The sequence below is a fragment of the Exiguobacterium sp. s191 genome (assembly GCF_018618955.1).
Taxonomy (GTDB): Bacteria; Bacillota; Bacilli; order Exiguobacteriales; family Exiguobacteriaceae; genus Exiguobacterium_A; species Exiguobacterium_A abrahamii.
Window position 1 is genome coordinate 1,251,098 of sequence record NZ_JACSNC010000001.1, and the last position, 23,534, is coordinate 1,274,631.

Genomic DNA, 23,534 nt, shown 5'->3' on the forward strand with positions numbered 1-23,534 from the left:
AAAACGGCTCAGTGGACCAGGTATTGGTCAATCTGAGCCGCTCGTTTGTTAAATCTCCATGATGATCGGAAGAATCATCGGGCGGCGTTTCGTCTGTTCATAGAGATAAGCACTGAGTTTATCTCGAATCAACGACTTCATCTCCGTCCAATCCAATTCTCCGTTTAATTTACCTTGTAGTTGTTTCGCAACGATTCGGTTCGCTTCATTGATCATATCCTCTGATTCACGCATGTAGACGAATCCGCGAGAGATGATTTCCGGTCCCGAGACAATCGTTTTGTTTTTCCGGCTAATCGTAATGACACAAAGGACGACACCGTCTTGCGATAACAAACGACGATCACGAAGGACGATGTTTCCGACATCACCCACACCGATTCCGTCGATCAAGACGTTTCCGGCGTTCACTTTGCGCGACATCCGTGCTTTGCGCTTCTCGAACTCAACGACATCCCCATTCTCGATGATGAAGATGTTGTTCGCATTGACGCCAACCGTCTGTGCGAGACGACTATGTGCCTTTTGCATCCGGAATTCTCCGTGAATCGGTAGGAAGAATTTCGGTTTGATCAAGTTGAGCATCAGCTTCAGATCTTCCGCATGACCGTGACCGGACACGTGTACTTTCCGTTGGTTGTAAATGACATTCGCACCAGCACGGAATAAGAGATCGATCGTTTTCGAAACCGACTTTTCGTTACCTGGAATCGGCGAAGCCGCAACGACGACCGTATCGTTCAAGCGAATATTGACTTGCTTATGTGCGTTACGCGCCATTCGTGTCAAGGCTGCCATCGGCTCACCTTGCGATCCTGTCGTCAAGATGACGACTTGGTTATCGTCGAGGCGGTTGATGTCAGATAGATCAATCAATGTTTTCTGTTTGAAGCGTAAGTAATTCAAACGCTGTGCCACTTCGACGTTATTGACCATGCTACGACCGACGACCGCTACTTTTCGATTGTTCGCTTCTGCTGCCGCAAACACTTGTTGTAGACGATGAATGTTCGAAGCGAATGAAGCGACGATGACACGACCTGGTGCCTCATAGATGACGTCGTTCAGTTCAGAACCGACGATCGATTCTGATCCAGACATCCCTGGCCGCTCTGCATTCGTTGAGTCAGACAGTAAGCAAAGCACTCCCCGTTGACCAATTGCTGCAATCTTCCCGAAATCCGCCTGTTTTCCATCAACTGGTGTGTAATCGAACTTGAAATCCCCTGTATGGACGATTGCACCTTGAGATGTTTGAATACATACCCCGACTGCATCCGGAATCGAGTGGTTGACCCGGAAGAACGTAATAAAATGACCTGCAACGGTTAATTTCGTCTTGGCATCAATTGGACGAAGATCTGCCTTTTTCAATAAACCGGCTTCTTTTAATTTGTGTTCAATCAAACCGAGCGTCAAACGTGTTCCGTAAACCGGTACTTTTAAGTCACGCAAGACGTAACTGAGTGCTCCGATATGATCCTCGTGACCATGGGTAATGAAAATCCCTTGAATCCGCTCTTTGTTTTCTTTTAAATAACTGATGTCTGGAATGACTTTATCGATTCCAAGCATCTCGTCTCCTGGGAACATTAATCCGGCATCGATGACGAAGATGTCCTCGTCGAGTTCGACGACGTACATGTTCTTCCCGATCTCACCGGCGCCACCAAGAGCAAAGACGCTTACTTTTTCCGTCTTCTTCTTTGACACAACATGACCTCCTATAATTCATATTCACTTTTCGTGAGCCGTCCACTTATCACTATCACTATTCTAGCCGAATTTTCACAATCTGCCAACAATCGGACTAGGAAATCTAAAAAAAACGTCATTCCTGCCACATTACTCCAGGAATGACGTTGATCACGTATTCAACAAATCTTCAACTTCTTCCGTTCGTTTCGCTTTTTCCGAACGGCTTGGACGTTCACCAGCCTTCAGTTCGTCGAGCGAATAACCAAACGTCATCTCAAAATGAGGATAGTCGACGAATCGTTTCCAATCGCCTCCCCATTCGAAACCGAGTGCTTTTCCGATATCCGCGACTTCGCGCCAATCACTTTTCCCTGACCGATTCCCGTCATACTCAAGGTCATACGAAATCTGTCCATTCACGAGCTGAACGAAATCGACGGCGAGTCCATAATTGTGCATCGATTCACCACCTCGTGCATTCGTGACGACTTCCCCTGCCTTAGAACGTCCTTGTTCATAAAGCGCATTCTGTTGCTGAATCGAGCGGTATCCTTGCGTAATCTTGATATCGATATTGTAGCAAGAATGCGCCACACGGATCAGATCCTTTGCCCCCGCTTCGACAGCTGGGTGGAGACGCTTCAGGTTCGTCTCGCTTGTATTAATCAAACGATTTTCTCCCGCTACGTCCCGTGGACAACTATCAATCCCGAGCTCCGGTTGATCCATTAAAATCGTCGGCATCCGATTCATGGATGCCGCAAGAAACAATCCAATCGCAAACATCGTCAATAAAAATACGATCCAACCGAAGATTGTTCCCCGTTTCATCAGCGGCGAAGCTTCTTCCGAAGTTTTTGTAGAATCGGTAACCCAGTCTCAAGCAACAGATAGAGCGGACGATTGAGTACGTAATCGAACTCACCGATTTTTTCAATCATCCGGCTGCCCCAACCAGATTTAAAGGCGTAGAGTCCCGCGTAATGATCATCCGGGTCTGTCGAACCACTGACTCCACCGAAGTCATAGGAGAGCGCACCATGTTCTTTCGCATATTGCATCATCGTCCATTGCATCAAGTGGTTTGGCATGAACTCCCGGTACTCGTTCGATGAAGCGCCGTATAAGTAATACGAGCGACGACCAGCAAGCGTCAAAAGACCACCAGACAGGATGACACCGTTTGGATGTTTGGCAGCAATCGTCATCAGTTCTGTCTTCGACTTCTCCGCTTTTTCGATTTGTGCTGTCGTCTGCTCCAAGCGATTGTTTAAGCTTTTTAGCTTCTTCTCGGCCGTCTCTTTCTCGAGCTGACGATGAATTTTCGAGAGTTCCTTGTCAGCTTGAAGTAATAAGGCTTCTGTATTCTCAAGCGCACGAACGACATCGAGTTTCGTCAAAAACAAGACTGCATCACCTTTTGGGTGAAGATGATCGTACAGATTTTCGAAATAATCCAGACCGCGGATTGAAAAACCATCCCGTTCGCCCGTCTCGACCATCAGCTTCGCGAATGTCTTTAGCCCTTCACGATCCGCTTGTTCGCATACGATCCCTTTGCGTTCAGCAAGGCGGACGTTATAGCGGAACTTCGAATGGAAACCGTCGAAGATCTCTTTTTCTGTCCCTACAAGACTCGTCTCCATCGTAAAGCGTGGCTGCGCGTAGTCAAAACCGCCACCGAAGCCATTATGTTTAAAGCCAAGTCCTTGCATCTCCTGCAACAGACCAGGATATTCTTCCCGCTCGACGTTTGGATCAAATTTAATCGCAATTGCCTTCTGTTGTTTTGCGACACGAATCGCTTCGTCACGAAGGGCGCGAAGTGCGTCCGTATCCGTATAATCGACGACGAAACCGCGCGGTGCATAACAAAGCGTGAACGGTAGCTTCGGTACTTTCTTGAACAAAAGAAGACCAACTCCGGCAATCTCACCGGAAGCCGTTCCGACCGCGATCCGTTCATGTGTCCATCCTGTCGCGCTTTTGACTTCTCCCCATGCTGGAAGCTGGAGTAAGTCGCCTTTGGGATGTGTTTTTACGAATGTTTCAAATTGATCTATGGTTACAACGATTGGTTGATAAGTCACTTCTGTTCCTCCATTTGCCGTATCATCTCTTTGACGATGATTTCCTCATCGAGCGGGAATTTCTCATCCCCAATGATTTGATATTTTTCATGGCCCTTACCGGCTAAGATGACGATATTGTCTGGTCGTGCGAGTCGCGCTGCGTAACGCACGGCCTCTTCCCGATCACCGATTTCAACGAACTGATCGTGAGTCATCCCTTTGGCGATGCCGGATGTAATCGACTCATATGCTTCATATCGTGGATCATCCGTCGTGATGACGACGGTTCCTGCGTACGTCGAAGCGAGTTCGCCCATTTTTGGTCGTTTCGTCACATCGCGATTTCCACCTGTCCCGATCAGGAAGACGATCTTTTCCTTCGGTACGTCAACGAGTGCTTTCAGACACTGTTCGATGCCGTCAGGCGTGTGCGCATAGTCGACATACACGTTATATCCTTCAATCGGCAAGCGTTGCATCCGACCTTTTGCCGGACGAATTGCTGAAATCGCGCCTGCGATCGTCGCTAGATCATATCCGCAAGACAAGAGGATCCCTGTCGCAAGCAACAGATTGTAAACGTTGAAGCGACCGATGAAATTCGCCGTGACATCGACTTGTTCTTCCTTGTACAGCATCGTAAACGTCGTTTGTTGAAGCGACTGTTCAATCGCTGTTGCTCGGAGGTCAGCTGCGTTGTCGATGCCGTATGTCATGACACGAGCACCTGTCATCATCTCATACAGCTCACTCGTCGGATCATCCGCATTCAAGACCGCAACTTTCTCTGTCGACAGCCGTTGACCGAGTTGTGCGAACAACAATCCTTTGGCACGCGCATAGTTTTCAAATGTTTTGTGGAAATCAAGGTGATCATGCGTCAGATTCGTGAATCCCGCAACGTCGTAATCGACACCCGTTACCCGACCAAGCTCTAATCCATGTGAAGAAACTTCCATGATGACATCTTGGACATCTTCTTCATGCATCTGATGCAGAAATGCTTGTAACTCGGAGCTTTGTGGTGTCGTATTGCGACTTGGCACGACGCGGTCACCAATCTTGACTTCAACCGTACCGATGATGCCCGTCTTCCGACCAAGGTGCGCTAATATATCACGGACGATCGTCGTCGTCGTCGTTTTCCCATTTGTTCCCGTAATACCAATCATCCGCATCTTTTCAGAAGGATAATCATAGAATTTGCCAGCCAACTCGGCAATGGCACGTGATGTACTACGAACAAGAATGACAGGAATCGACACGTCGACCGGTTGTTCCGCGACGATTGCGACCGCTCCTTGTGCTTCCGCCTGTTTAGCATAGTCGTGTCCATCAACAGTATATCCTTTGATGGCGACGAACAATGTTCCCGGTTTAACATCCCGTGAATCGGTCGTAATGGACGTAACGTCCACTTCTACCATTCGTTCGATTTTTTGCGTCTGTATGACTTGAATCAATTCAGCTAAATTCAACGGTATTCCTTCTTTCTCGACATCGTCATTTCATATGTTTCATCTATTCCGTTCTGCTATCATGCTTCCTCTTCTTCGTCTGCCGGAAGAATATAGGCCTTTGCCGGTTCCTCCGAAAAGATGTGCTCAATCAGCCCTTCGATATCCGATGGACGAATCCGTTCGACATCCGCTAACACTTCTTCAAGTGATGGGTGACGATGCAGATGCAACTCATTTCGGGCGTTTCGATTCATGTGACTCGATGTGCCTTCGTTCCCTAGAATCAGAGAACCTTTCAGCTGTTCAATCCCATCTTCGAGTTCCTTCGTCGATAATCCATCCTTCTTCAAGCGATCGATTTCAGCAGCAAGGACCTGTTCGACCTCTTCGACTGATTCCGGAGACGTGCCGACATAGATCGTGAACGTTCCATGATCGTCAAACGTCGTGTAATAGGAAAAGACTGAATAGGCAAGACCGCGTTCCTCTCGGATGGATTGGAACAAGCGACTCGACATCGTCGCACCGAATGCATTATTGAGTAAGGCGAGGGCAGGCAAACGTGGGTCAGCAGAAGGAATCGCACGGAAATTATAACAAATATGAGCCTGCTCCGTATCCTTTTCCTTACGAATCACACCATTTTGTAACCTTGGCTCTGTAGTCTCGCGTGTCTTCGATCGTGATTCGAGAATCGACATCCGCTCTTGAATCTGCGCAATCAGCTCGTCTGAGACGTTTCCGGCAACGGAAATGACGATTTGATCCGGAGCATACGCTTCTTCGAGATATCGTCCGATCATCGTTCGATCAATCCGAAGCACACTCTCTTCCGTTCCAAGAATCGGTCGAGCCATGACATCCTCTCCGTAAGCCGCAACAGCTAATAACTCATGGACGAGATCATCCGGTGTGTCATCGTACATCTTGATTTCTTCAATGACGACCTTTTTCTCTTTTTCCAGTTCATCCGCGTCAAACGTCGATTCGAGGAACATGTCCGCCAATACGCGAAAGGCTTCTCCTGCATGTTCATCTAGTGTCTTGACGTAATAACACGTTTGATCCTTACTCGTGAACGCATTAATATTTCCACCAAGTCGGTCAAAGTAAACCGCAATCTCTTTTGCCGTATGGCGTTTTGTTCCTTTAAACATCATATGCTCGATGAGATGACTGATCCCATGCTCCTCGATCTGTTCCGTCCGGCTTCCTGCTTGAATGAAGATTCCGGTCGCGACGCTGCGTGCTTCCGGCATTCGTTCAACGATCAGTCGAACTCCGTTTTCTAATTGTATCCGTTCGATCATAGTAATTCCTCCAAATATAGGAAACAAGGTGGCTCTCGTTGCATTCTCTGCACCGTCGAGCCACCTTGGATTCATTAGTTACGACGTGGTGGACGTTGTCCGTCACGTGGTGGGCGTGAACCCTGATCCCGGCGTGGCGGGCGGTTCTCACGCTCTGTCTTTTTCTTTTCTTCATACGCTGCACGATCTTCTTCGCTTAAGCCTTCGACGAGCAGGACTTTGTGCGAAGCGTTGACGCGTCCCTTGTCATCGATTTCTGTGACACGGACTTTTAGCTTATCTCCAAGTTTGACGACATCTTCCGTTTGACCGACACGGTTAAGTGCGAGTTCCGAAATGTGGACGAGTGCGTCTTTTCCTTTGAACAATTCGACGAATGCACCGAATTTCTCAACACGACGAACTGTTCCATCGAACTCTTCTCCGACAACGACTTCACGGACGATATCTTCGACCAATTGACGGGCACGATCGATGCCAGCTTGATCCGTCGATGCGATGAAGACGGTTCCGTCTTGATCGATGTCGATCTTGACGCCTGTCTCATCGATGATACCGTTGATGACTTTACCACCAGGTCCGATGACATCACGGATTTTATCTGGATTGATTTTGAGTGTGACGATTTTTGGTGCGTATTGTGACAATTCGACACGTGGTTCAGCAATGACCGTTTGCATATGCTCAAGAATGTGCAAACGACCAAGACGTGCTTGTTCGAGTGCTTCTTCGAGGATTTGACGCGTGATCCCGCCAATTTTCATATCCATTTGCAGAGCTGTGACACCTTCGTGAGTTCCAGCGACTTTGAAGTCCATATCTCCGAGATGATCTTCCATCCCTTGGATATCTGTCAAGATCGAGTAATTGTCGCCTTCCATGATCAAGCCCATCGCAATACCAGCGACAGGTGCTTTGAGTGGAACACCCGCATCCATCATGGCAAGGATCGAACCACAGATTGAAGCCTGTGATGAAGAACCGTTCGACTCAAGGACTTCCGACACGAGACGAATCGTGTACGGGAAATCGACTTCATTCGGAAGAACTGGTAAGAGTGCGCGTTCTCCAAGTGCCCCGTGACCAATTTCACGACGACCTGGTGCACGCATCGGACGTGCTTCTCCGACTGAGAATGGCGGGAAGTTATAGTGGTGCATGAAGCGTTTCTCTTCCTTCAGACCAAGGCCATCGATGATTTGAGCGTCACCCGCAACACCGAGTGTCGCAACAGACAAGACTTGCGTCTGACCGCGAGTGAACAAACCTGAACCGTGTGCACGTGGTAAGAGACCGACTTCTGAATCGAGTGGACGGATCTCAGCAAGACCACGACCATCCGGACGGACTTTATCTTCTGTGATCAGACGGCGGACTTCGTCTTTGACGAACTTGTTGAGAACGCCTGATACTTCTGCCAGTTGCTCTGCTGTGACTGACTCGTCAGCTGCATACAACTCGATGTATTTTGCGATGACTTCGTTGATGGCAACGTCACGTGCTTGTTTTTCTTCGACTTGAACTGCTTGTGTGACTTCTGCCAATGCTTCTGCTTTCAGGCGATTGACGATTGTCTCATCGAAGCTTGATACCGTATAGTCGAACTTCTCTTTACCGACTTGTGCGACGATCTCCTCTTGGAAAGCGATCATTTCCTTGATGACATCGTGTCCAAGCAAGATCGCTTCAAGCATTGCTTGTTCCGATACTTCCTTCGCACCTGCTTCGACCATGTTGACGGCATGTTTTGTTCCGGCAACTTGGAGGTCGATATCGCTAACTTCCATTTGCGCTGAAGTCGGGTTCACGACGAACTCTCCGTCGACGCGACCGATCGTCACGCCTGCGATTGGACCATCGAATGGAATATCCGAGATCGAAAGGGCAATCGAAGCCCCGATCATCGCAGCGACTTCTGGTGAATTGTCAGCATCTGACGAAAGGACTGTCGTCGCCACTTGTACGTCGTGACGGAAACCGTCCGGGAATAATGGACGGATCGGACGGTCGATCAGACGCGAAGTCAAGATCGCACTCTCTCCAGGGCGTCCTTCACGTTTCAGGAATCCACCTGGGATTTTCCCTGCCGCATATAATTTTTCTTCATAGTTCACTGTTAATGGGAAGAAATCTAAGTCCTTCGGTTGTTTTGATGCAACGACCGTAGCAAGAACGGCTGTATCGCCGTAGCGAATCAATGCTGCTCCGTTCGCTTGTTTTGCTAATTGACCGATTTCAATCGTTAATGGACGTCCACCGAGTTCGGTCGAAAACGTCTGTTTTGTTTGTGACATGCACAAATCTCCTCTCACTGCTATCCGTTTTTTCATTCAAATCTAATTATGTAGGTTCTTGCGCAAAAAGTCCATGAATCGGCAAAAAAAAGAAACAGGAGACGATGCTCCTGCTTCCCTACCTCGTTCTCGTCGGGATTAGCGACGAAGACCAAGACGCTCGATCAACGAACGGTAACGTGCAACATCCTTGTTACGAAGGTATGTGAGCAAGTTACGGCGACGACCGACCATTTTCAAGAGACCACGACGTGAGTGGTGATCCTTTTTGTGTGTACGTAAGTGATCGTTCAAAGTTGTGATCTGTTCAGTTAAAACAGCAACTTGTACTTCCGGCGAACCAGTATCGCCTTGTTTCGTAGCATATGCTTCGATGATTTCGTTTTTACGTTCTTTTGTGAGTGCCATTGTCACTCCACCTCCATCTTATGAATGACCGTATTCCCGAGCATCGGATGGTGAGACCAGATGCCAAGCGAATCGGCTGTACGTGATCGTACTGACCTATCATAACGAACCCTGTCCGTACTGTCAAACGCTTAATCGTGCATTTGCCTCTTCACGGTCCCGCGCCAATTGTTCTTTCAATTGATCGATACCATTGAAGGCTTTTTCATCGCGTAAGTAAGCGATCCATTCAAGCGTCAATTCTTGACCATAAAGATCCTCATCAAAGTCAAGAAGATGTGTCTCAATACTGACGTCTCCCGTCTCATAAAATGTCGGGCGTCTTCCGACGTTCGTCATCGCTTTGAATCGACGACCGTCCGCTAAGCGAACGAATGTCGCATATACACCGAGTTTCGGAATGACGTAAGAAAATTCCGGACGCATGTTGGCTGTCGGGAAGCCAATTTGTCGACCACGTGCGTCACCGTGAATGATTGTACCTTTGATTTGGTAGGGTTCTCCAAGCAAACGTGCAGCCGGTTCGACTTCTCCTGCAGCAAGTAAACGACGAATCCGGGTTGAGCTGATTTTTTCTGCTTCTTCTTGGAACTCTGCTACAACGGTGTGTGTGAACGTGCCCCGACTATGAAAATCAAGCGTCGTCATTTTGCCAGCTCCGAAGCGACCGTAGGAATAATCAAATCCAGCGACGACATGCTCTGCACCGGACGCAATCAGATATTCATCGACGAAAGCTTGCGGTGACAATTCCGAGAAAGGAATCGTGAACTCAATTACATAAACACGATCGACACCAAGGCGTTCGATTTTCTCTAATTTACATTCAAGCGGCGTGATGTAGCGGACCGGTTCATCCCCTTTACCAAGTACTTGTTTCGGATGTGGATCAAAGGTCATGACAGCCAAAGGCAGGCGACGAGCCTCCGCTTCTTTCCGTGCTGCTGCGATGACTTGCTGATGTCCGAGATGTACACCGTCAAAAAAGCCAAGTGCGATGACAGCAGGGGCTTTTTGAGGCTGTTCCGGATATGTCAAATGTATGATGTCCATGATGCTCTCTCCGATCTTAATCGATTTGTAGCATGACCTCGACGCGTGCTACCTGTTCTTCTGGAAGACGTCGATATAGCGCTAAAGGTACGTCCTCTTCATTATAGACAGTAAACAGCTCGAATTCGACTGGAATGCTTGTCAGCTTTGCTCCGTTCAAGACACGTTGCGCTGTTGCTGCATCAACCGTCAATCGTGGCCATTTTTGGATGACGTGTTCGATCGGTAGGACGTGCTGCATCCGTTCTTCGACCGTCTCATACGATTCGAGTGTTTCGAGTGTGACGGTATCCGTCTCAGCAATCGCACCAGATCCTGTCCGGCGTAAGTCGCTCATGTGTGCCGCATAACCAAGTCGTTCTCCGATCTCGACTGCTAGCGTCCGGATATACGTCCCTTTCCCGCACGCGATATCGAGGCGGAATCGGCAGAGACCATCTTCGAACACAAGGTCCGATGTCCGTTCTAATCGATCGATGCGAACGATCCGGGTCGGTCGCTCGACTTCAATCCCTTTTCGTGCATATTCGTATAACTTCTTCCCGTTCACCTTAACAGCTGAATAATACGGTGGTGTCTGCTCGATCTCCCCTGTCAATGCGCTCAGGATATCAGCGATCGCCTCTTCAGTAATACTTCCGGGTTCGACCAGCGTTTCACGAATCGTCTCTCCGTGTGCATCTTCTGTCGTCGTTGCGAAGCCGATCGTCACTTCCGCCGCGTAACGTTTTCCTTCATCCGTGATGAAGCGGGCAAGCTTCGTCGCTCGACCGAGACAAATCGGTAAGACACCTGTTACTTCCGGGTCAAGCGTTCCTGTGTGTCCAACCTTTTTCGTCTGAAACAAACGACGTAGACGAAAGACACAATCATGACTCGTCATGCCGGCTGGTTTATCTAGTGGTAATACTCCGATGGGTTCCACGTGATGTCCTCCTTGAAAAAAGGCAACCACACGCGTGGTTGCCTTAGGTGTTAATCTTTGTTCAAATTCCGAAGCAACTCATCAATGCGTGATCCGTATTCGACAGAAGAATCGACCTCGAACAATAGTTCAGGTGTTTTCCGTAGACGAATCCGCGATCCGATTTCCTTACGCATGAAGCCTTTCGATTTTTCAAGACCGATGCGCGCATCCTCACGTGCTTTTTCGTCACCGAGGACCGAGTAGAAGATCGTCGCTTGTTGCAAGTCTCCTGTCACTTCGACACCTGTGACGGTAATCGGCTTGACGCGTGGATCCTTGACATCTTTGATGAGCAGTTGCGTAATTTCCTTACGCACCTGTTCGGCGACACGATTCGAGCGTAAACTCATGTTTGTTCCCTCCAGTTCGGAAGAATGGATTCCGTTCTGTTACTTCCGTTTGACTTCTTCCATGATGAACGCTTCGATGACATCATCAACTTTTATGTCATCATAACGTTCGATCTTAATTCCACACTCGTAACCAGCAGCGACTTCTTTGACATCATCTTTAAAGCGGCGAAGTGTATCGAGTTTTCCTTCGTAGATGACAATGCTGTCACGAACGACACGGACACCTGCATCACGCGTTAACTTACCTTCCGTGACATATCCACCCGCGATCGTACCGACTTTCGATACTTTGATGACATCGCGGACTTCAGCTTGACCGATGATTTTCTCGACGAATTCAGGATCAAGGAGACCTTTCATCGCTTGCTCGATTTCTTCAATCGCGTTATAGATGATCCGGTGAAGACGAATTTCAACCTTCTCCTGATCCGCCATTGATTTCGCGTTACCATCCGGACGAACGTTGAATCCGATGATGATCGCATTTGCTGCCGAGGCGAGGATGACGTCACCTTCCGTGATCGCACCAACACCTGAGTGTACGATGTTAATTTTAACACCTTCGACATCAATTTTCTTCAATGAACCGGCTAAGGCTTCAACTGAACCTTGGACATCACCTTTGATGATGATGTTGAGGTCCTTGACTTCGCCTTCTTTGATGCGGTCGAAGAGATCTTCTAAGCTAACTTTCGCTGAATCGCGACGTTGTGCTTCGATTTCACGTTGGTAACGTGCTTCACCGATTTGGCGTGCTTTTTTCTCATCTTCGAATGCGAAGAATTGATCGCCCGCTTTCGGGACATCGTTTAGACCTGTGATTTCGATTGGCGTCGATGGTCCGACTTCTTTGACACGACGACCGATATCGTTGACCATTGCCCGGATACGACCGAACGTGTGACCGACAACGATCGGGTCACCAACGCGAAGTGTTCCGTGTTGAACGAGAAGGGTAGCGACTGGACCGCGTCCTTTATCGAGTTTCGCCTCGATGACTGTTCCGCGACCGTTCATGTCTGGTGTTGATTTGTATTCTTGAACTTCTGAGACGAGAAGGATCATCTCGAGCAATTCGTCGATGCCGTCTCCTTTAAGAGCTGAAACCGGTACGAAGATCGTATCGCCGCCCCAGTCTTCTGCAACGAGTTCGAACTCTGTTAATTCTTGTTTGACACGGTCAGGGTTCGCACCCTCTTTATCCATCTTGTTGACCGCGACGATGATTGGAACGCCAGCTGCTTTCGCGTGGCTGATCGCTTCCTCCGTCTGCGGCATGACACCGTCATCTGCTGCAACGACGATGATCGCGATATCCGTGACATCTGCTCCACGTGCACGCATCGTTGTGAACGCCGCGTGACCTGGTGTATCGAGGAACGTGATCTTCTTGCCGTCGATCTCAACTTGGTAAGCACCGATGTGCTGCGTGATCCCGCCGGCTTCGCCTGCAGTGACCTTCGTGTTGCGGATCGAGTCGAGCAATGTCGTTTTACCGTGGTCGACGTGTCCCATGATCGTAACGACCGGTGGACGCTCAGACAATTCGTACTGGTCAAGGTTCAATTCGTATTGATCAAAGTCCGTCTCATCGACTTGGACTGTCTTTTCGACTTCAAAACCAAACTCTGTCGCGAGCAGTTCGACTGTTTCGTCATCAAGATCTTGGTTGATCGTCGCCATGACACCGAGACCCATCAATTTCATGATCAATTCATTCGGTTTTTTCGCCATTTTTTCAGCGAGTTCTCCGACTGTCAAGTTATCAGAGTATTGAACGACGTTTGCCATCGCCTCTTCTTGAGCCCGGCGAGCTGCTTTCCGTTGACTCGACTTCGAGTTCGGATCCGCTACTTCGAGTTTACGCGGTTCTGCTTTCTTTTGGTTCGGACGACGTTTGCCGCCACGGTTGTTACGGTTGCCGAATTCTGGGCGTCCGCCTTTGCTGTTACGTGATTGGTTACCTGCTGGTTTGTTTGTACTTCCTGGTCGGTTCGGTTTATTATCTGATTTCACTTGTTTTGGAGCCTCCGTCTTTTGAGCCCGATATTTCTCGGGATTAAATACTTGATCGAGTTGCTGTACTGTCTGTTCATCTAATACTGCCATATGATTCTTGACTGGTTTCTCCAGCTTTTCGAGCTGGGTGATGACCTGCTTACTTGTTACGTTTTGTTCCTTGGCGAATTCGTATACACGTTTACCCAAAGGATCCACCTCCAATTAGTCGTTCGAGAGGAGTTCAGTTAGCTTCTTCGCAAATCCGGCTTCATTGACTGACACGACAACACGCGCATCCTTTCCTAATGCTTGACCGAGAATCGTCCGGTCGGCGACTTCTAGGTAAGGAACCTGATAACTCGTACATTTATCTGTGACTTTCTTACGCGTGGCAGCCCCCGCATCTGCTGCTAAAAGAACAAGCTTCGCTTGTCCTCCTCGTACTTCTTTCAGTACGAGTTCTTCTCCCGTCGTCACTTTTCTAGCTCGATTCGCGAGACCGAGAAGGGATTCCCATTTACTCATTTGTACCTCCCGCGATTTCAAGCAATTCATCGTATAAGGCATCTGTCGTCTTGACCTTCAAATGATGATCAAGCGTCCGTTTTTTCTTCGCCGTCGCAATGACTGCCGCATCTTTCGATAAATAGGCACCTCGCCCATTCATCTTACCATTTAAATCGATGACGACCTCTTGTTCAGGTGTCCGGACGACACGAATTAATTCTTTTTTCGGTTTCATTTCTTGTGTGATGACACACTTACGTAATGGTACCTTTTTTTGCACAAATTATTCCTCGCCTTCGACTTGGACCGCTTCTACTGCCGGCTCTTCCGTCGCGAAGACATCTTCGAGATCCATTGCTTCCGCTTCAGACTCGCTCTTGATGTCGATTTTCCATCCTGTCAATTTCGCTGCGAGACGCGCGTTTTGACCACGTTTCCCGATTGCAAGCGACAGTTGGAAATCTGGAACGACGACGATTGTCGCTTTCGCTGGTTCGTTGACATAGACCGCAACGACTTGAGCTGGGCTGAGTGCGTTCGCGACATATTCTTTCGGATCATCCGAGTAACGGACGATATCGATTTTTTCCCCGTTCAAATCATTGACGATGCGTTGAACACGCGCCCCTTTTTGTCCGACACATGCACCGACTGGATCGATGTCGTCCGCTGCGACTGCGATTTTCGAACGGTCGCCCGCTTCACGCGCCACAGACTTGACTTCGACTTCGCCACTTGAAATCTCTGGTACTTCGATTTCAAAGAGACGTTTTAAGAGACCTGGATGTGTCCGTGATACGAGAATCGATGCCCCTGATCCCTTGACCATCGGATCAACCTTCGTGACGTACACCTTGATGCGATCACGAATCCCGAAACGCTCGTTCGGCATTTGCTCGTGTGTCGTCAAGACAGCTTCGATACCTTCTAGGTTGACGTACAAGTTGCGTGCATCTTGACGCTCGACGATACCTGTCATGATCTCGTCTTCACGATCCGCGAAGTGATTGTAGATGCGTTCGCGTTCTGCTTCACGCATTTTTTGTGTGACGATCTGTTTCGCCGTTTGTGCTGCAACACGACCGAAGTCGCCTGGCGTCACTTCGACTTTATGGAAATCGCCGAGTTCATATGTCGGATCGATCTCGTGCGCTTCTTCAAGCGAAAGTTGCTCTTCTGGTTGTGTCAATCGTTCGACGACTTCCTTAAGCGCGAAGACACGGATGTCTCCTGTCTGCTGGTCGAATTCGACTTTTACAGCCTCCGATTCTTTTCCGAAGTTGCGTCGGTACGCTGAAATCAATGCCTGTTCGAGCGCATCGATGATGATGTTCTTGTCAATTTCCTTCTCTTTCGCGATTTGATTGATCGCCTCGAGTAACTGTGGTCCCATCGTTCTCTTCCTTTCCGTCAGAACATTACCGCAAGTCGCGCAAGTGAAATCTTGTCGACCGGTATCTCAATTTTCAATTTTCTTGTTTTGACACGCACTTCGATTTCAAGCATCTCAGGTGTGTACGCGAGCAACGTTCCTTCGAATTCAACCGCATTCTTTACTGGATCGTGCGTTTTGATGTACACATGTTTCCCAATCGCCTTTTCGAAGTCCTCGTCTTTCTTCAGTGGACGTTCCGCTCCTGGACTAGCGACGTCGAGGTAATACGGCTCGTCGATCGGATCATTGTCATTCAATGCTTCCGATAACTGTTCATTGATTTTGACGCAGTCTTCAAGATCCACGCCACCCTCTTTGTCGATGGAGACACGTAGGAACCAATCCGCCCCTTCTTTGACGAATTCAACGTCGACTAGCTCCATCCCCTCTCGTTCGACGATTGGTTTTGCGAGCGCTTCGACCTTTTCCGTTACGTTCGTCATCTTCATCCTCCTTCAAAAAACAAACAAGAAAGGAGCAGGTCCCCCTACTCCTTCCAAGTCGTAGTATAAAAAACATTTCCTCACTCAATATAGCATAGGAAAGCGCTCAAAGCAAGTGTTCCTAAGGGCTTACAAGTCGAACAAGGAGAGCTGATTCTCGTCCGGTAACCCTTCGAGACAGCCTAGGTTATCGAGCGTCTCAATGATCGATTTCGATAACTTAGCGCGTTTTTGGAGGTCTTCCTTCGAGAGGAATTCGCCGCCTTTACGTGCTTCGACGATCTGCTTCGCTGCATTCGTCCCGAGACCTGTCACGGCATTAAACGGTGGTAACAACGTATCTCCGTCAATGAGGAATTCCGTTGCGCTTGAGCGGTAGAGATCGACCTTTTGGAACGTAAAGCCACGTTCGATCATCTCAAGCGCGATTTCAAGAACCGTATACAGCCCTTTATCCTTCGCCGTCGCTTCAAATCCTTTATCCTTGATGTCTTGCAAGACTTTCCGAACGGCAGCAGAGCCTTTATTCATCGCACCGATATCAAAGTCACCCGCACGAACCGTAAAGTACGAAGCGTAGTAATACATCGGATGGTGGACCTTATAGTAAGCAATCCGGACGGCCATCAAGACGTAGGCGGCAGCGTGGGCTTTTGGGAACATGTACTTGATTTTTTTACAAGAATCGATATACCAAAGCGGTACGTCATTCTCGATCATCGCCTCTTCCATGTCAATCGAGAGTCCTTTCCCTTTTCGGACCGACTCCATGATTTTAAAGGCAAGCGACGGTTCAAGACCGGCATAGATCAAGTAGACCATGATGTCATCTCGACAACCGATGACGTCTTTTAGTTCACATGTTCCGTTGTAAATCAATTCGCTGGCGTTTCCGAGCCAGACATCCGTTCCGTGCGAGAGTCCTGAAATCTGGACGAGCTCCGAGAACGTCGTCGGTTTCGTCTCTTCTAACATTTGGCGAACGAACTTCGTCCCAAACTCCGGAATACCAAGCGTTCCCGTTTTCGAATCAATCTGCTCCGGCGTCACGCCGATCGATTCCGTCGAACTAAAGATTTTCATGACTTCCGGGTCATCGACCGGAATCGTCTTTGGATCTCGTCCTGATAAATCCTGTAACATCCGGATCATCGTCGGGTCATCGTGACCGAGGATATCGAGTTTGAGTAAGTTATCGTGAATCGAGTGGAAGTCAAAGTGTGTCGTCTTCCATTCAGAACCCATATCGTCTGCCGGATACTGAATCGGACTAATGTCATAAATATCCATATAGTCCGGTACGACGATGATCCCACCCGGGTGTTGCCCGGTCGTCCGTTTGACACCGGTGACACCACTGACGAGACGATCGACTTCCGCATTCCGATACGTCAGCTCATTCTCCGACTGATACCCTTTGACATAGCCATACGCCGTCTTCTCGGCGATCGTTCCGATCGTTCCGGCACGATAGACGTAATCGTCACCGAACAAGACTTTCGTATAGGCATGGGCTTGCGGCTGATATTCTCCACTGAAGTTCAAATCGATATCCGGTACTTTATCCCCTTTAAATCCAAGGAACGTCTCGAATGGAATATCATGACCATCCTTAAACAACGGGATATCACATTTCGAACAGGATTTATCCGGTAAGTCGAATCCCGAACCAACGGAACCGTCATCAAAGAACTCCGATTCCTTACATTTTGGACAGACATAATGCGGTGGTAATGGATTGACTTCCGTGATTTCGGTCATCGTCGCAACGAGACTTGATCCGACCGATCCCCGTGAACCGACCAAATAGCCGTCGTCCAGCGACTTTTTAACGAGTTTATGGGAAATCAGATAGATGACGGCGAATCCGTGACCGATGATCGACTTCAACTCTTTTTCGAGTCGGGCTTCGACGATCTCTGGTAACGTGTCGCCGTAAATCCGGTGCGCCATATCGTACGACAAGTTTCGGACTTCTTCATCGGCCCCTTCGATCTTCGGTGTATAGAGGTCTTTTGGAATGATGTCGATGTTCTCGAACTGTTCCGCGACGGCTTGACTGTTCGTGATGACGAGACGTTCCGACACATCCGGTCCGAGGAACTTGAAGTCGTCCATCATTTCCTTCGTTGTCCGGAAGTGCGCCGGCGGCAATTGTTTTCGCATGTTCAGCATGTTCGCTCCACCTTGCGTCCGGATCAAAATCTCCCGGTACGTGGCATCATGTTGATCGAGGTAATGCACATTCCCTGTCGCGACTGGTAAGATATCATGTTCTTCCGCGACGCGGATGATCTTTTTAATCAGTTCGCGCAGTTCGAGTTCATTCTGAACGATTTCCCGTTCGATCAAATGTCCATACATCGCGGGTGGCTGAATCTCGATGAAATCATAGAACTGCATCACTTTCGCTAAATCTTCGTCCGACTTGTTCAAGGCGGCATCAAACACTTCGCCATTATCGCAAGCTGATCCAATGATCAATCCATCCCGGTGCGCGACGAGTTGCGAGCGCGGTGTGCGGACGACACGGTGCACGTGTTTCGTGTGAGCAATCGAAATCAATTGGTACAGATTCTTCAAGCCTGTCCGGTTCTTCGCATAGACCGTCGCGTGGTATGGTCGTGCCCGCGAGATATCTTTCCCCATCTCCCGGTTGAGCGAGGCGTGTGTCTTCATGTCGAACATCTCATCTGCCATTTGAAGCAATTTGACCATCAAATAGCCTGTCGCTTCCGCGTCATAGATGGCGCGGTGATGCTGCGTCAATTCGATGTCAAATCGTTTCGCGAGTGTGTTCAATCGGTGGTTTTTTAGCGTCGGCATCAAGACACGGGCTAGCTCAAGCGTATCAATGACCGGCAAGACCGATTCATCGTGTCCACCGGATCGTAGCGTCGCATTCAAGAATCCGATATCAAACGAAGCATTATGGGCAACGAGAATCGAGTCGCCGACCCAGTCCATGAATTCCTTGACGACTTGTTCCGGATCTGGTTTTCCCCGGACCATATCATCGGTGATCCCTGTTAAATCAATCGTCGTCGCCGACAACAGATGCTTCGGATCCGCGAATGCTTCGAACTTATCGATGATATCACCGTCGTGGATTTTGACGGCTGCAAGTTCGATGATCTTGTTGTACATCGCGGATAAACCAGTCGTCTCGACGTCAAAGACGACGAATGTCGCGTCATCTAAATTGCGTTCCACCGGATGATAGGCGACTTGCACCCCATCATCGACGACGTTCGCTTCGATTCCGTACAATACTTTGATATCGTTTTTCTTTCCGGCATAGTAGGCATCCGGGAAACTTTGTGCACCCGCGTGATCCGTGATCGCAACAGCAGGATGACCCCATTTCGCCGCGCGTTCAACGTATTTCGTCACGTTCATGACGGCGTCCATTTGACTCATTTGCGAGTGCGCATGTAACTCGACACGCTTCTCGCATGCCCAAGGGTCAGCAGGGGCTTCCATCTTCACCTCTGACAGTTGGGCAATCATCATACAAAGATCGCGCAGGAACGTATCGAACTCAACGCGACCTGCCGCCTGAATCCACATGCCTTTTTTGATGGCTGAGAGGATCTTGACGTCTGTTTCGTCACGCGCAAACATCTTGACGACGAGGGAGTCCGTATAATCCGTCATCTTAAACGTAAAGATCGTCTTTCCACTTCGTAGTTCACGACTCTCTGCCGAGAAGACGAGACCACGGATCGCAATCCGTCGTTCCTCATCTTGGATCGTCTTAATCGGGACAATCTCATCTTGAATTGGTTTCCCGATCCGGATCTCAACCGGTCCTTCATCGTCATCCCGCGATTGTTCCCGCTTGAATTGCAACTCGAGCATCCGTTTTGCTTCTTCCATGTCTTCCTGTTTCACCTGATTGCGCAACGCTTCTTGTTTCGATTCGTTGATTTGAACAATCGGTTCACAGTTGAATTTCGGAAATCCGTAAGCACTGTAAAGTAACTGCAACTCTCCACATAAGCTACTTTTTAAGAATCCTGCTTCCGGTTCACTCCGGACCGGAATGAATAATTTCTGTTCTTTGAACTCCGGTAAGACCCGTCCAAGTTGTGTCCGCATCGCCGATGAGACATCTGCGAGATCCTGCACGACGTATGGCCAGTAATCATGATACAGGCGTTCGTCTGGTCGACCATCCGCGTATAGGATGACCTTGACTTCGGCGAATTGCTGATACCGACTTATCAAGCGACTCGTAAAGAGTTGATAGACGTTTTGTGGCAAAACCTGTGGCAAGCGGATCTCAAATGTCCAGGTTGCTTTTGCTTTATTGACGCGAAGCTTCTCAAGAACTGCTTCGTTAAAGTATTCTTCAATGATACCATTCGGTAATTCCAAGTCACTAAGCAACAGTGACATGCGTTGTTGTGTATCCACTCGCAATTGTGCTGTCTGATCGCTTCACACCGTGACAGCAACTCCTCCTCCTCTTGCGGATTGCCCAAGGGGCGAATGGGTGTGAGACAAGAAAACAGTCACTTTATGAAAAGTGACCGTCTCCATTCTTTATTCTAAACCTTCATAGAGTGAACGAACAGCCTCAACGACTTGTTCTTGTCCAATTTCTTCTGCATCGCCACCACGACGGGCTTTTAATTCGACGATTCCTTCTGCCGCTTTTTTGCCGACGTTCAAGCGAACCGGTAGACCGATCAAATCCGCATCGGCGAATTTGACGCCTGCTCGTTCTTTCCGGTCGTCAAGTAGGACGCTAAAACCTGCAGCTGTCAACTCACGGTATAGTGTTTCTCCGAGTTCAAGCTGTTCCGCATTTTTACCATTGACGACGATCAAATGAACATCGTATGGTGCGATCGCTTTTGGCCAAATGATCCCGCGCTCATCATAATGCTGTTCGACGACTGCCGACAATGTCCGCGAGACACCGATGCCGTAACATCCCATGATGAGTGGTTGTGCTTTACCGCCTTCATCGAGGAACGTCGCTCCCATTCCTTCAGAGTAACGTGTTCCGAGTTTGAAGACTTGACCGACTTCGATGCCACGTGCGAATTTAACGTTTCCGTTGCCGTCTGGTGACGCGTCACCTTCTTCAACGAAGCGCAAGTCTGTATATTCTGCTTTGAAATCACGACTTGGGTCGACATGGATATAATGCGTTTCCGCTTTGTTTGCACCACAGACAGCGTTCGTCAAGGCACGAATCGCGTAATCGGCGACGATCTTCATGTCTGCCCCGATTGGTCCGAGTGTTCCAGGCGTTGAGTGAAGCGCTGCTTCAATCTCTTCGTCGCTCGCCATCGTGATGTCGAGTGCTCCCAGATAGTTTTTCAACTTGATATCGTTGACTTCGTGATCGCCCCGGACGAGTGCCATGACAAGCCCTTGCTCCGTCTTGAAGATGACGGTCTTGATTGATTCGTTTGCTGGTAAATTCAGATGTGCGCTGACCGCTTCGATCGTCTTCGCATCTGCCGTATGCACTTCTTCAAGTGCTTCTGGTGCTTTGTCTTGCTTCGGATAGGCATCGATGGACTCTGCCATCTCTAAGTTCGCTGCATAATCCGATTGGTCCGAGTAGACGATCGTATCTTCACCGATTGCTGCTAACGCATGGAACTCATGTGTTCCACTACCACCAATCGCACCTGAGTCAGCGACGACTGGACGGAACTCAAGACCAACACGTGTGAAAATCCGCGAATACGTATCAAACATGTTTTGATACTCTTCGTCTAAGCTCTCTTGTGAAGAATGGAACGAATAAGCGTCCTTCATGATGAACTCGCGACCACGTAATAAACCGAAACGTGGACGGCGTTCGTCACGGTACTTCATTTGAATCTGGAAGAGATTGACCGGTAACTTTTTGTACGAGTTCAATTCATCACGAACGATTGAAGTGATCAGTTCCTCGTGCGTCGCTCCGAGCGCGAACCGGCGATCATGACGATCCGTCAAGCGCATTAATTCAGGTCCATAGATATCCCAGCGTCCTGTTTCTTCCCATAGTTCAGCTGGTTGAATCGCTGGCATCAGTAATTCTTGCGCACCCGCCGCTTCTAATTCCTCGCGGATGATCGTCTCGATGTTTGCGAGTACTCGTTTTGCGAGTGGTAGATACGAATAGATCCCAGCGGCATTTTGACGCATGAATCCTGCACGAAGCAAGAGTTGGTGACTGATGGCTTCTGCATCAGATGGTACTTCACGCAACGTTGGCATGAATAGTTTTGATTGTTTCATAATGAGTCACGAACTCCTTTGACTGAGTGATTAATTAAAAGAATTTTTGAATGTCGTTCCAAGTGACGACGAGCATGAGTAGCATCAAAAGCGCAAAACCGACGAAGTGAACCAATCCTTCTTTTTGAGGATCAACTGGTTTACCGCGTAAGGCTTCAAGGAAGAGGAACAGCAAGCGTCCTCCGTCAAGTGCTGGAAGTGGCAATAGGTTGAAGACTGCTAAGTTAACGGACAACAGTGCAGTCCATGTCAAGAGCATCGAGAACCCACTATCTGCGACCTGATCGGTCATCTTGACGATCCCGACTGGCCCTGATAATTGATCGACGCCAACGACACCGGTCACGAGATCTCCAACAGCTCCGACGATGAGCGTCGACATCCGCCATGTTTCTGAAACGCCCGTTTGTAGTGCTGTTCCGAATGATTTTTCTGTCTCATTCGTAACACCGATGATGCCGACCTTCTGTTCTCCTTGCTGTTGCACTTTTGGCGTGATTTCAGTTGTCGTCTCTTTCCCATCACGCTCATATTTTACTTCTGTCGCTTTCCCAGCACGATCTTGGAATCCAGCACGTAAATCAGTCCATTTGGCTGTATCCTGTCCGTTGACTGAGATGATCCGGTCACCTTCAACAAGTCCTGCTTGATCAGCAGGTGAACCTTTTTGTACTGTTCCGATGACGCTTTCCCCTGTTGGAGAGCCATTATATAAGGCAAGACCGAATAAAATGACGAACGCGAGGACAAAGTTCATGAACGGTCCTGCAGCAATCGCAAGGACACGTTTCCATACGGATTTCGAACCAAATGTGCGGTCATACGGCGCAATTTGTGTCCGTGTCTGACCTTCGACAAGAAATGCTGTCGGTGAGACAGGATATCGAACCGATGTCTCGTCTTGTAACCCAACGAGTTCGAGTTGACGCAACAAGTCAATCCGCTCGACAGTAACGACTTGATCGACTTGTGGCTGATCTGCATCGAAATAAATCGTCTCGATGACACCGTCCTTTAACTGTAATCCGACGGTTTGACCTGATTTGATCTCTACGAGTTCAGGTTCTTCACCCGCCATCTTGACGTAACCGCCAATCGGCAACAGGCGCACCGTGTACAACGTCTCATTCTTAAACACTGAAAAGATCTTTGGTCCAAATCCAATCGCGAATTCCCGACAGAGAATACCTGCCCGCTTCGCCATTACGAGATGACCCCATTCATGGACGGCGACGAGTACACCGAACATCAGCACGATTGAAATAAAGGTCGTCATTACTTATC

Annotated in this window: 18 protein-coding genes; all 18 read right to left on the minus strand. The window is 48.8% G+C overall.

Annotated elements, in window-relative coordinates; all coding sequences use genetic code 11:
• Nucleotides 1–48: 48 nt before the first annotated feature.
• Nucleotides 49–1,713 carry a ribonuclease J gene (locus KNQ09_RS06805; RefSeq protein ID WP_023468670.1) on the minus strand — a complete coding sequence of 555 codons (1,665 nt, stop codon included), beginning with the start codon at nt 1,711–1,713 and terminating at the stop codon, nt 49–51.
• A gap of 153 nt (nt 1,714–1,866) precedes the next feature.
• Nucleotides 1,867–2,529, minus strand: a complete 663-nt coding sequence (locus KNQ09_RS06810; RefSeq protein ID WP_251138108.1) for a M15 family metallopeptidase — start codon at nt 2,527–2,529, stop codon at nt 1,867–1,869.
• Nucleotides 2,529–3,788, minus strand: a complete 1,260-nt coding sequence (locus KNQ09_RS06815) for a lipid II:glycine glycyltransferase FemX (RefSeq protein ID WP_029342035.1) — start codon at nt 3,786–3,788, stop codon at nt 2,529–2,531. The genes KNQ09_RS06810 and KNQ09_RS06815 overlap by 1 nt, the downstream gene beginning before the upstream one ends.
• Nucleotides 3,785–5,248 (minus strand): UDP-N-acetylmuramoyl-L-alanyl-D-glutamate--2,6-diaminopimelate ligase, encoded by a 1,464-nt coding sequence (locus KNQ09_RS06820; RefSeq protein WP_075642534.1) that lies wholly within the window; start codon nt 5,246–5,248, stop codon nt 3,785–3,787. Before KNQ09_RS06820 ends, KNQ09_RS06815 begins: the two co-directional genes overlap by 4 nt.
• A gap of 59 nt (nt 5,249–5,307) precedes the next feature.
• Complete coding sequence (locus tag KNQ09_RS06825) at nt 5,308–6,540, minus strand: M16 family metallopeptidase (RefSeq protein ID WP_214858000.1); 1,233 nt, start codon at nt 6,538–6,540, stop codon at nt 5,308–5,310.
• 74 nt (nt 6,541–6,614) lie between these two features.
• On the minus strand, nt 6,615–8,834 hold the full coding sequence (gene pnp, locus KNQ09_RS06830) for a polyribonucleotide nucleotidyltransferase (RefSeq protein WP_023468675.1): 2,220 nt from the start codon (nt 8,832–8,834) through the stop codon (nt 6,615–6,617).
• 138 nt (nt 8,835–8,972) lie between these two features.
• Nucleotides 8,973–9,242 (minus strand): 30S ribosomal protein S15, encoded by a 270-nt coding sequence (rpsO, locus tag KNQ09_RS06835; protein ID WP_023468676.1) that lies wholly within the window; start codon nt 9,240–9,242, stop codon nt 8,973–8,975.
• 123 nt (nt 9,243–9,365) lie between these two features.
• Nucleotides 9,366–10,295: a bifunctional riboflavin kinase/FAD synthetase gene (locus KNQ09_RS06840; RefSeq protein WP_214858002.1), complete on the minus strand. Its 930-nt coding sequence runs from the start codon at nt 10,293–10,295 to the stop codon at nt 9,366–9,368.
• 16 nt (nt 10,296–10,311) lie between these two features.
• Nucleotides 10,312–11,220, minus strand: coding sequence for a tRNA pseudouridine(55) synthase TruB (gene truB, locus KNQ09_RS06845; RefSeq protein WP_214858004.1), 909 nt, complete (start codon nt 11,218–11,220; stop codon nt 10,312–10,314).
• A 50-nt stretch (nt 11,221–11,270) separates the two neighbouring features.
• Complete coding sequence (gene rbfA, locus KNQ09_RS06850) at nt 11,271–11,612, minus strand: 30S ribosome-binding factor RbfA (RefSeq protein WP_023468679.1); 342 nt, start codon at nt 11,610–11,612, stop codon at nt 11,271–11,273.
• 39 nt (nt 11,613–11,651) lie between these two features.
• The gene (infB, locus tag KNQ09_RS06855; RefSeq protein ID WP_050677459.1) at nt 11,652–13,823 is read right to left on the minus strand and encodes a translation initiation factor IF-2; all 2,172 of its coding nucleotides are present in this window, start codon (nt 13,821–13,823) and stop codon (nt 11,652–11,654) included.
• 15 nt (nt 13,824–13,838) lie between these two features.
• Complete coding sequence (locus KNQ09_RS06860; RefSeq protein ID WP_023468681.1) at nt 13,839–14,141, minus strand: YlxQ family RNA-binding protein; 303 nt, start codon at nt 14,139–14,141, stop codon at nt 13,839–13,841.
• A complete protein-coding gene (rnpM, locus tag KNQ09_RS06865; RefSeq protein ID WP_023468682.1) occupies nt 14,134–14,403 on the minus strand; it encodes an RNase P modulator RnpM in 270 nt (89 codons plus the stop codon). The genes KNQ09_RS06860 and rnpM overlap by 8 nt, the downstream gene beginning before the upstream one ends.
• 3 nt (nt 14,404–14,406) lie before the next feature.
• Entirely contained in the window at nt 14,407–15,516 is a 1,110-nt protein-coding gene (gene nusA, locus KNQ09_RS06870) for a transcription termination factor NusA (RefSeq protein WP_023468683.1), read from the minus strand.
• A 17-nt stretch (nt 15,517–15,533) separates the two neighbouring features.
• Nucleotides 15,534–16,001 carry a ribosome maturation factor RimP gene (rimP, locus tag KNQ09_RS06875; protein WP_023468684.1) on the minus strand — a complete coding sequence of 156 codons (468 nt, stop codon included), beginning with the start codon at nt 15,999–16,001 and terminating at the stop codon, nt 15,534–15,536.
• Nucleotides 16,002–16,130: 129 nt separating this feature from the next.
• Nucleotides 16,131–20,420 carry a PolC-type DNA polymerase III gene (locus KNQ09_RS06880; RefSeq protein ID WP_483299311.1) on the minus strand — a complete coding sequence of 1,430 codons (4,290 nt, stop codon included), beginning with the start codon at nt 20,418–20,420 and terminating at the stop codon, nt 16,131–16,133.
• A 129-nt stretch (nt 20,421–20,549) separates the two neighbouring features.
• Complete coding sequence (locus KNQ09_RS06885; RefSeq protein ID WP_214858006.1) at nt 20,550–22,250, minus strand: proline--tRNA ligase; 1,701 nt, start codon at nt 22,248–22,250, stop codon at nt 20,550–20,552.
• Nucleotides 22,251–22,284: 34 nt separating this feature from the next.
• Nucleotides 22,285–23,526: an RIP metalloprotease RseP gene (rseP, locus tag KNQ09_RS06890; RefSeq protein ID WP_023468687.1), complete on the minus strand. Its 1,242-nt coding sequence runs from the start codon at nt 23,524–23,526 to the stop codon at nt 22,285–22,287.
• Nucleotides 23,527–23,534 lie beyond the last annotated feature (8 nt).

Bases quoted from the DNA above. Each gene is read 5' to 3' on its own strand.
- KNQ09_RS06810 (WP_251138108.1), bottom strand. From the start codon at position 2,529: ATGAAACGGGGAACAATCTTCGGTTGGATCGTATTTTTATTGACGATG.
- rimP (WP_023468684.1), bottom strand. From the start codon at position 16,001: ATGACGAACGTAACGGAAAAGGTCGAAGCGCTCGCAAAACCAATCGTC.
- rbfA (WP_023468679.1), bottom strand. From the start codon at position 11,612: ATGAGTTTACGCTCGAATCGTGTCGCCGAACAGGTGCGTAAGGAAATT.
- KNQ09_RS06885 (WP_214858006.1), bottom strand. From the start codon at position 22,250: ATGAAACAATCAAAACTATTCATGCCAACGTTGCGTGAAGTACCATCT.
- KNQ09_RS06825 (WP_214858000.1), bottom strand. From the start codon at position 6,540: ATGATCGAACGGATACAATTAGAAAACGGAGTTCGACTGATCGTTGAA.
- KNQ09_RS06860 (WP_023468681.1), bottom strand. From the start codon at position 14,141: ATGAGTAAATGGGAATCCCTTCTCGGTCTCGCGAATCGAGCTAGAAAA.
- nusA (WP_023468683.1), bottom strand. From the start codon at position 15,516: ATGGGACCACAGTTACTCGAGGCGATCAATCAAATCGCGAAAGAGAAG.
- rpsO (WP_023468676.1), bottom strand. From the start codon at position 9,242: ATGGCACTCACAAAAGAACGTAAAAACGAAATCATCGAAGCATATGCT.
- pnp (WP_023468675.1), bottom strand. From the start codon at position 8,834: ATGTCACAAACAAAACAGACGTTTTCGACCGAACTCGGTGGACGTCCA.
- KNQ09_RS06840 (WP_214858002.1), bottom strand. From the start codon at position 10,295: ATGGACATCATACATTTGACATATCCGGAACAGCCTCAAAAAGCCCCT.
- rseP (WP_023468687.1), bottom strand. From the start codon at position 23,526: ATGACGACCTTTATTTCAATCGTGCTGATGTTCGGTGTACTCGTCGCC.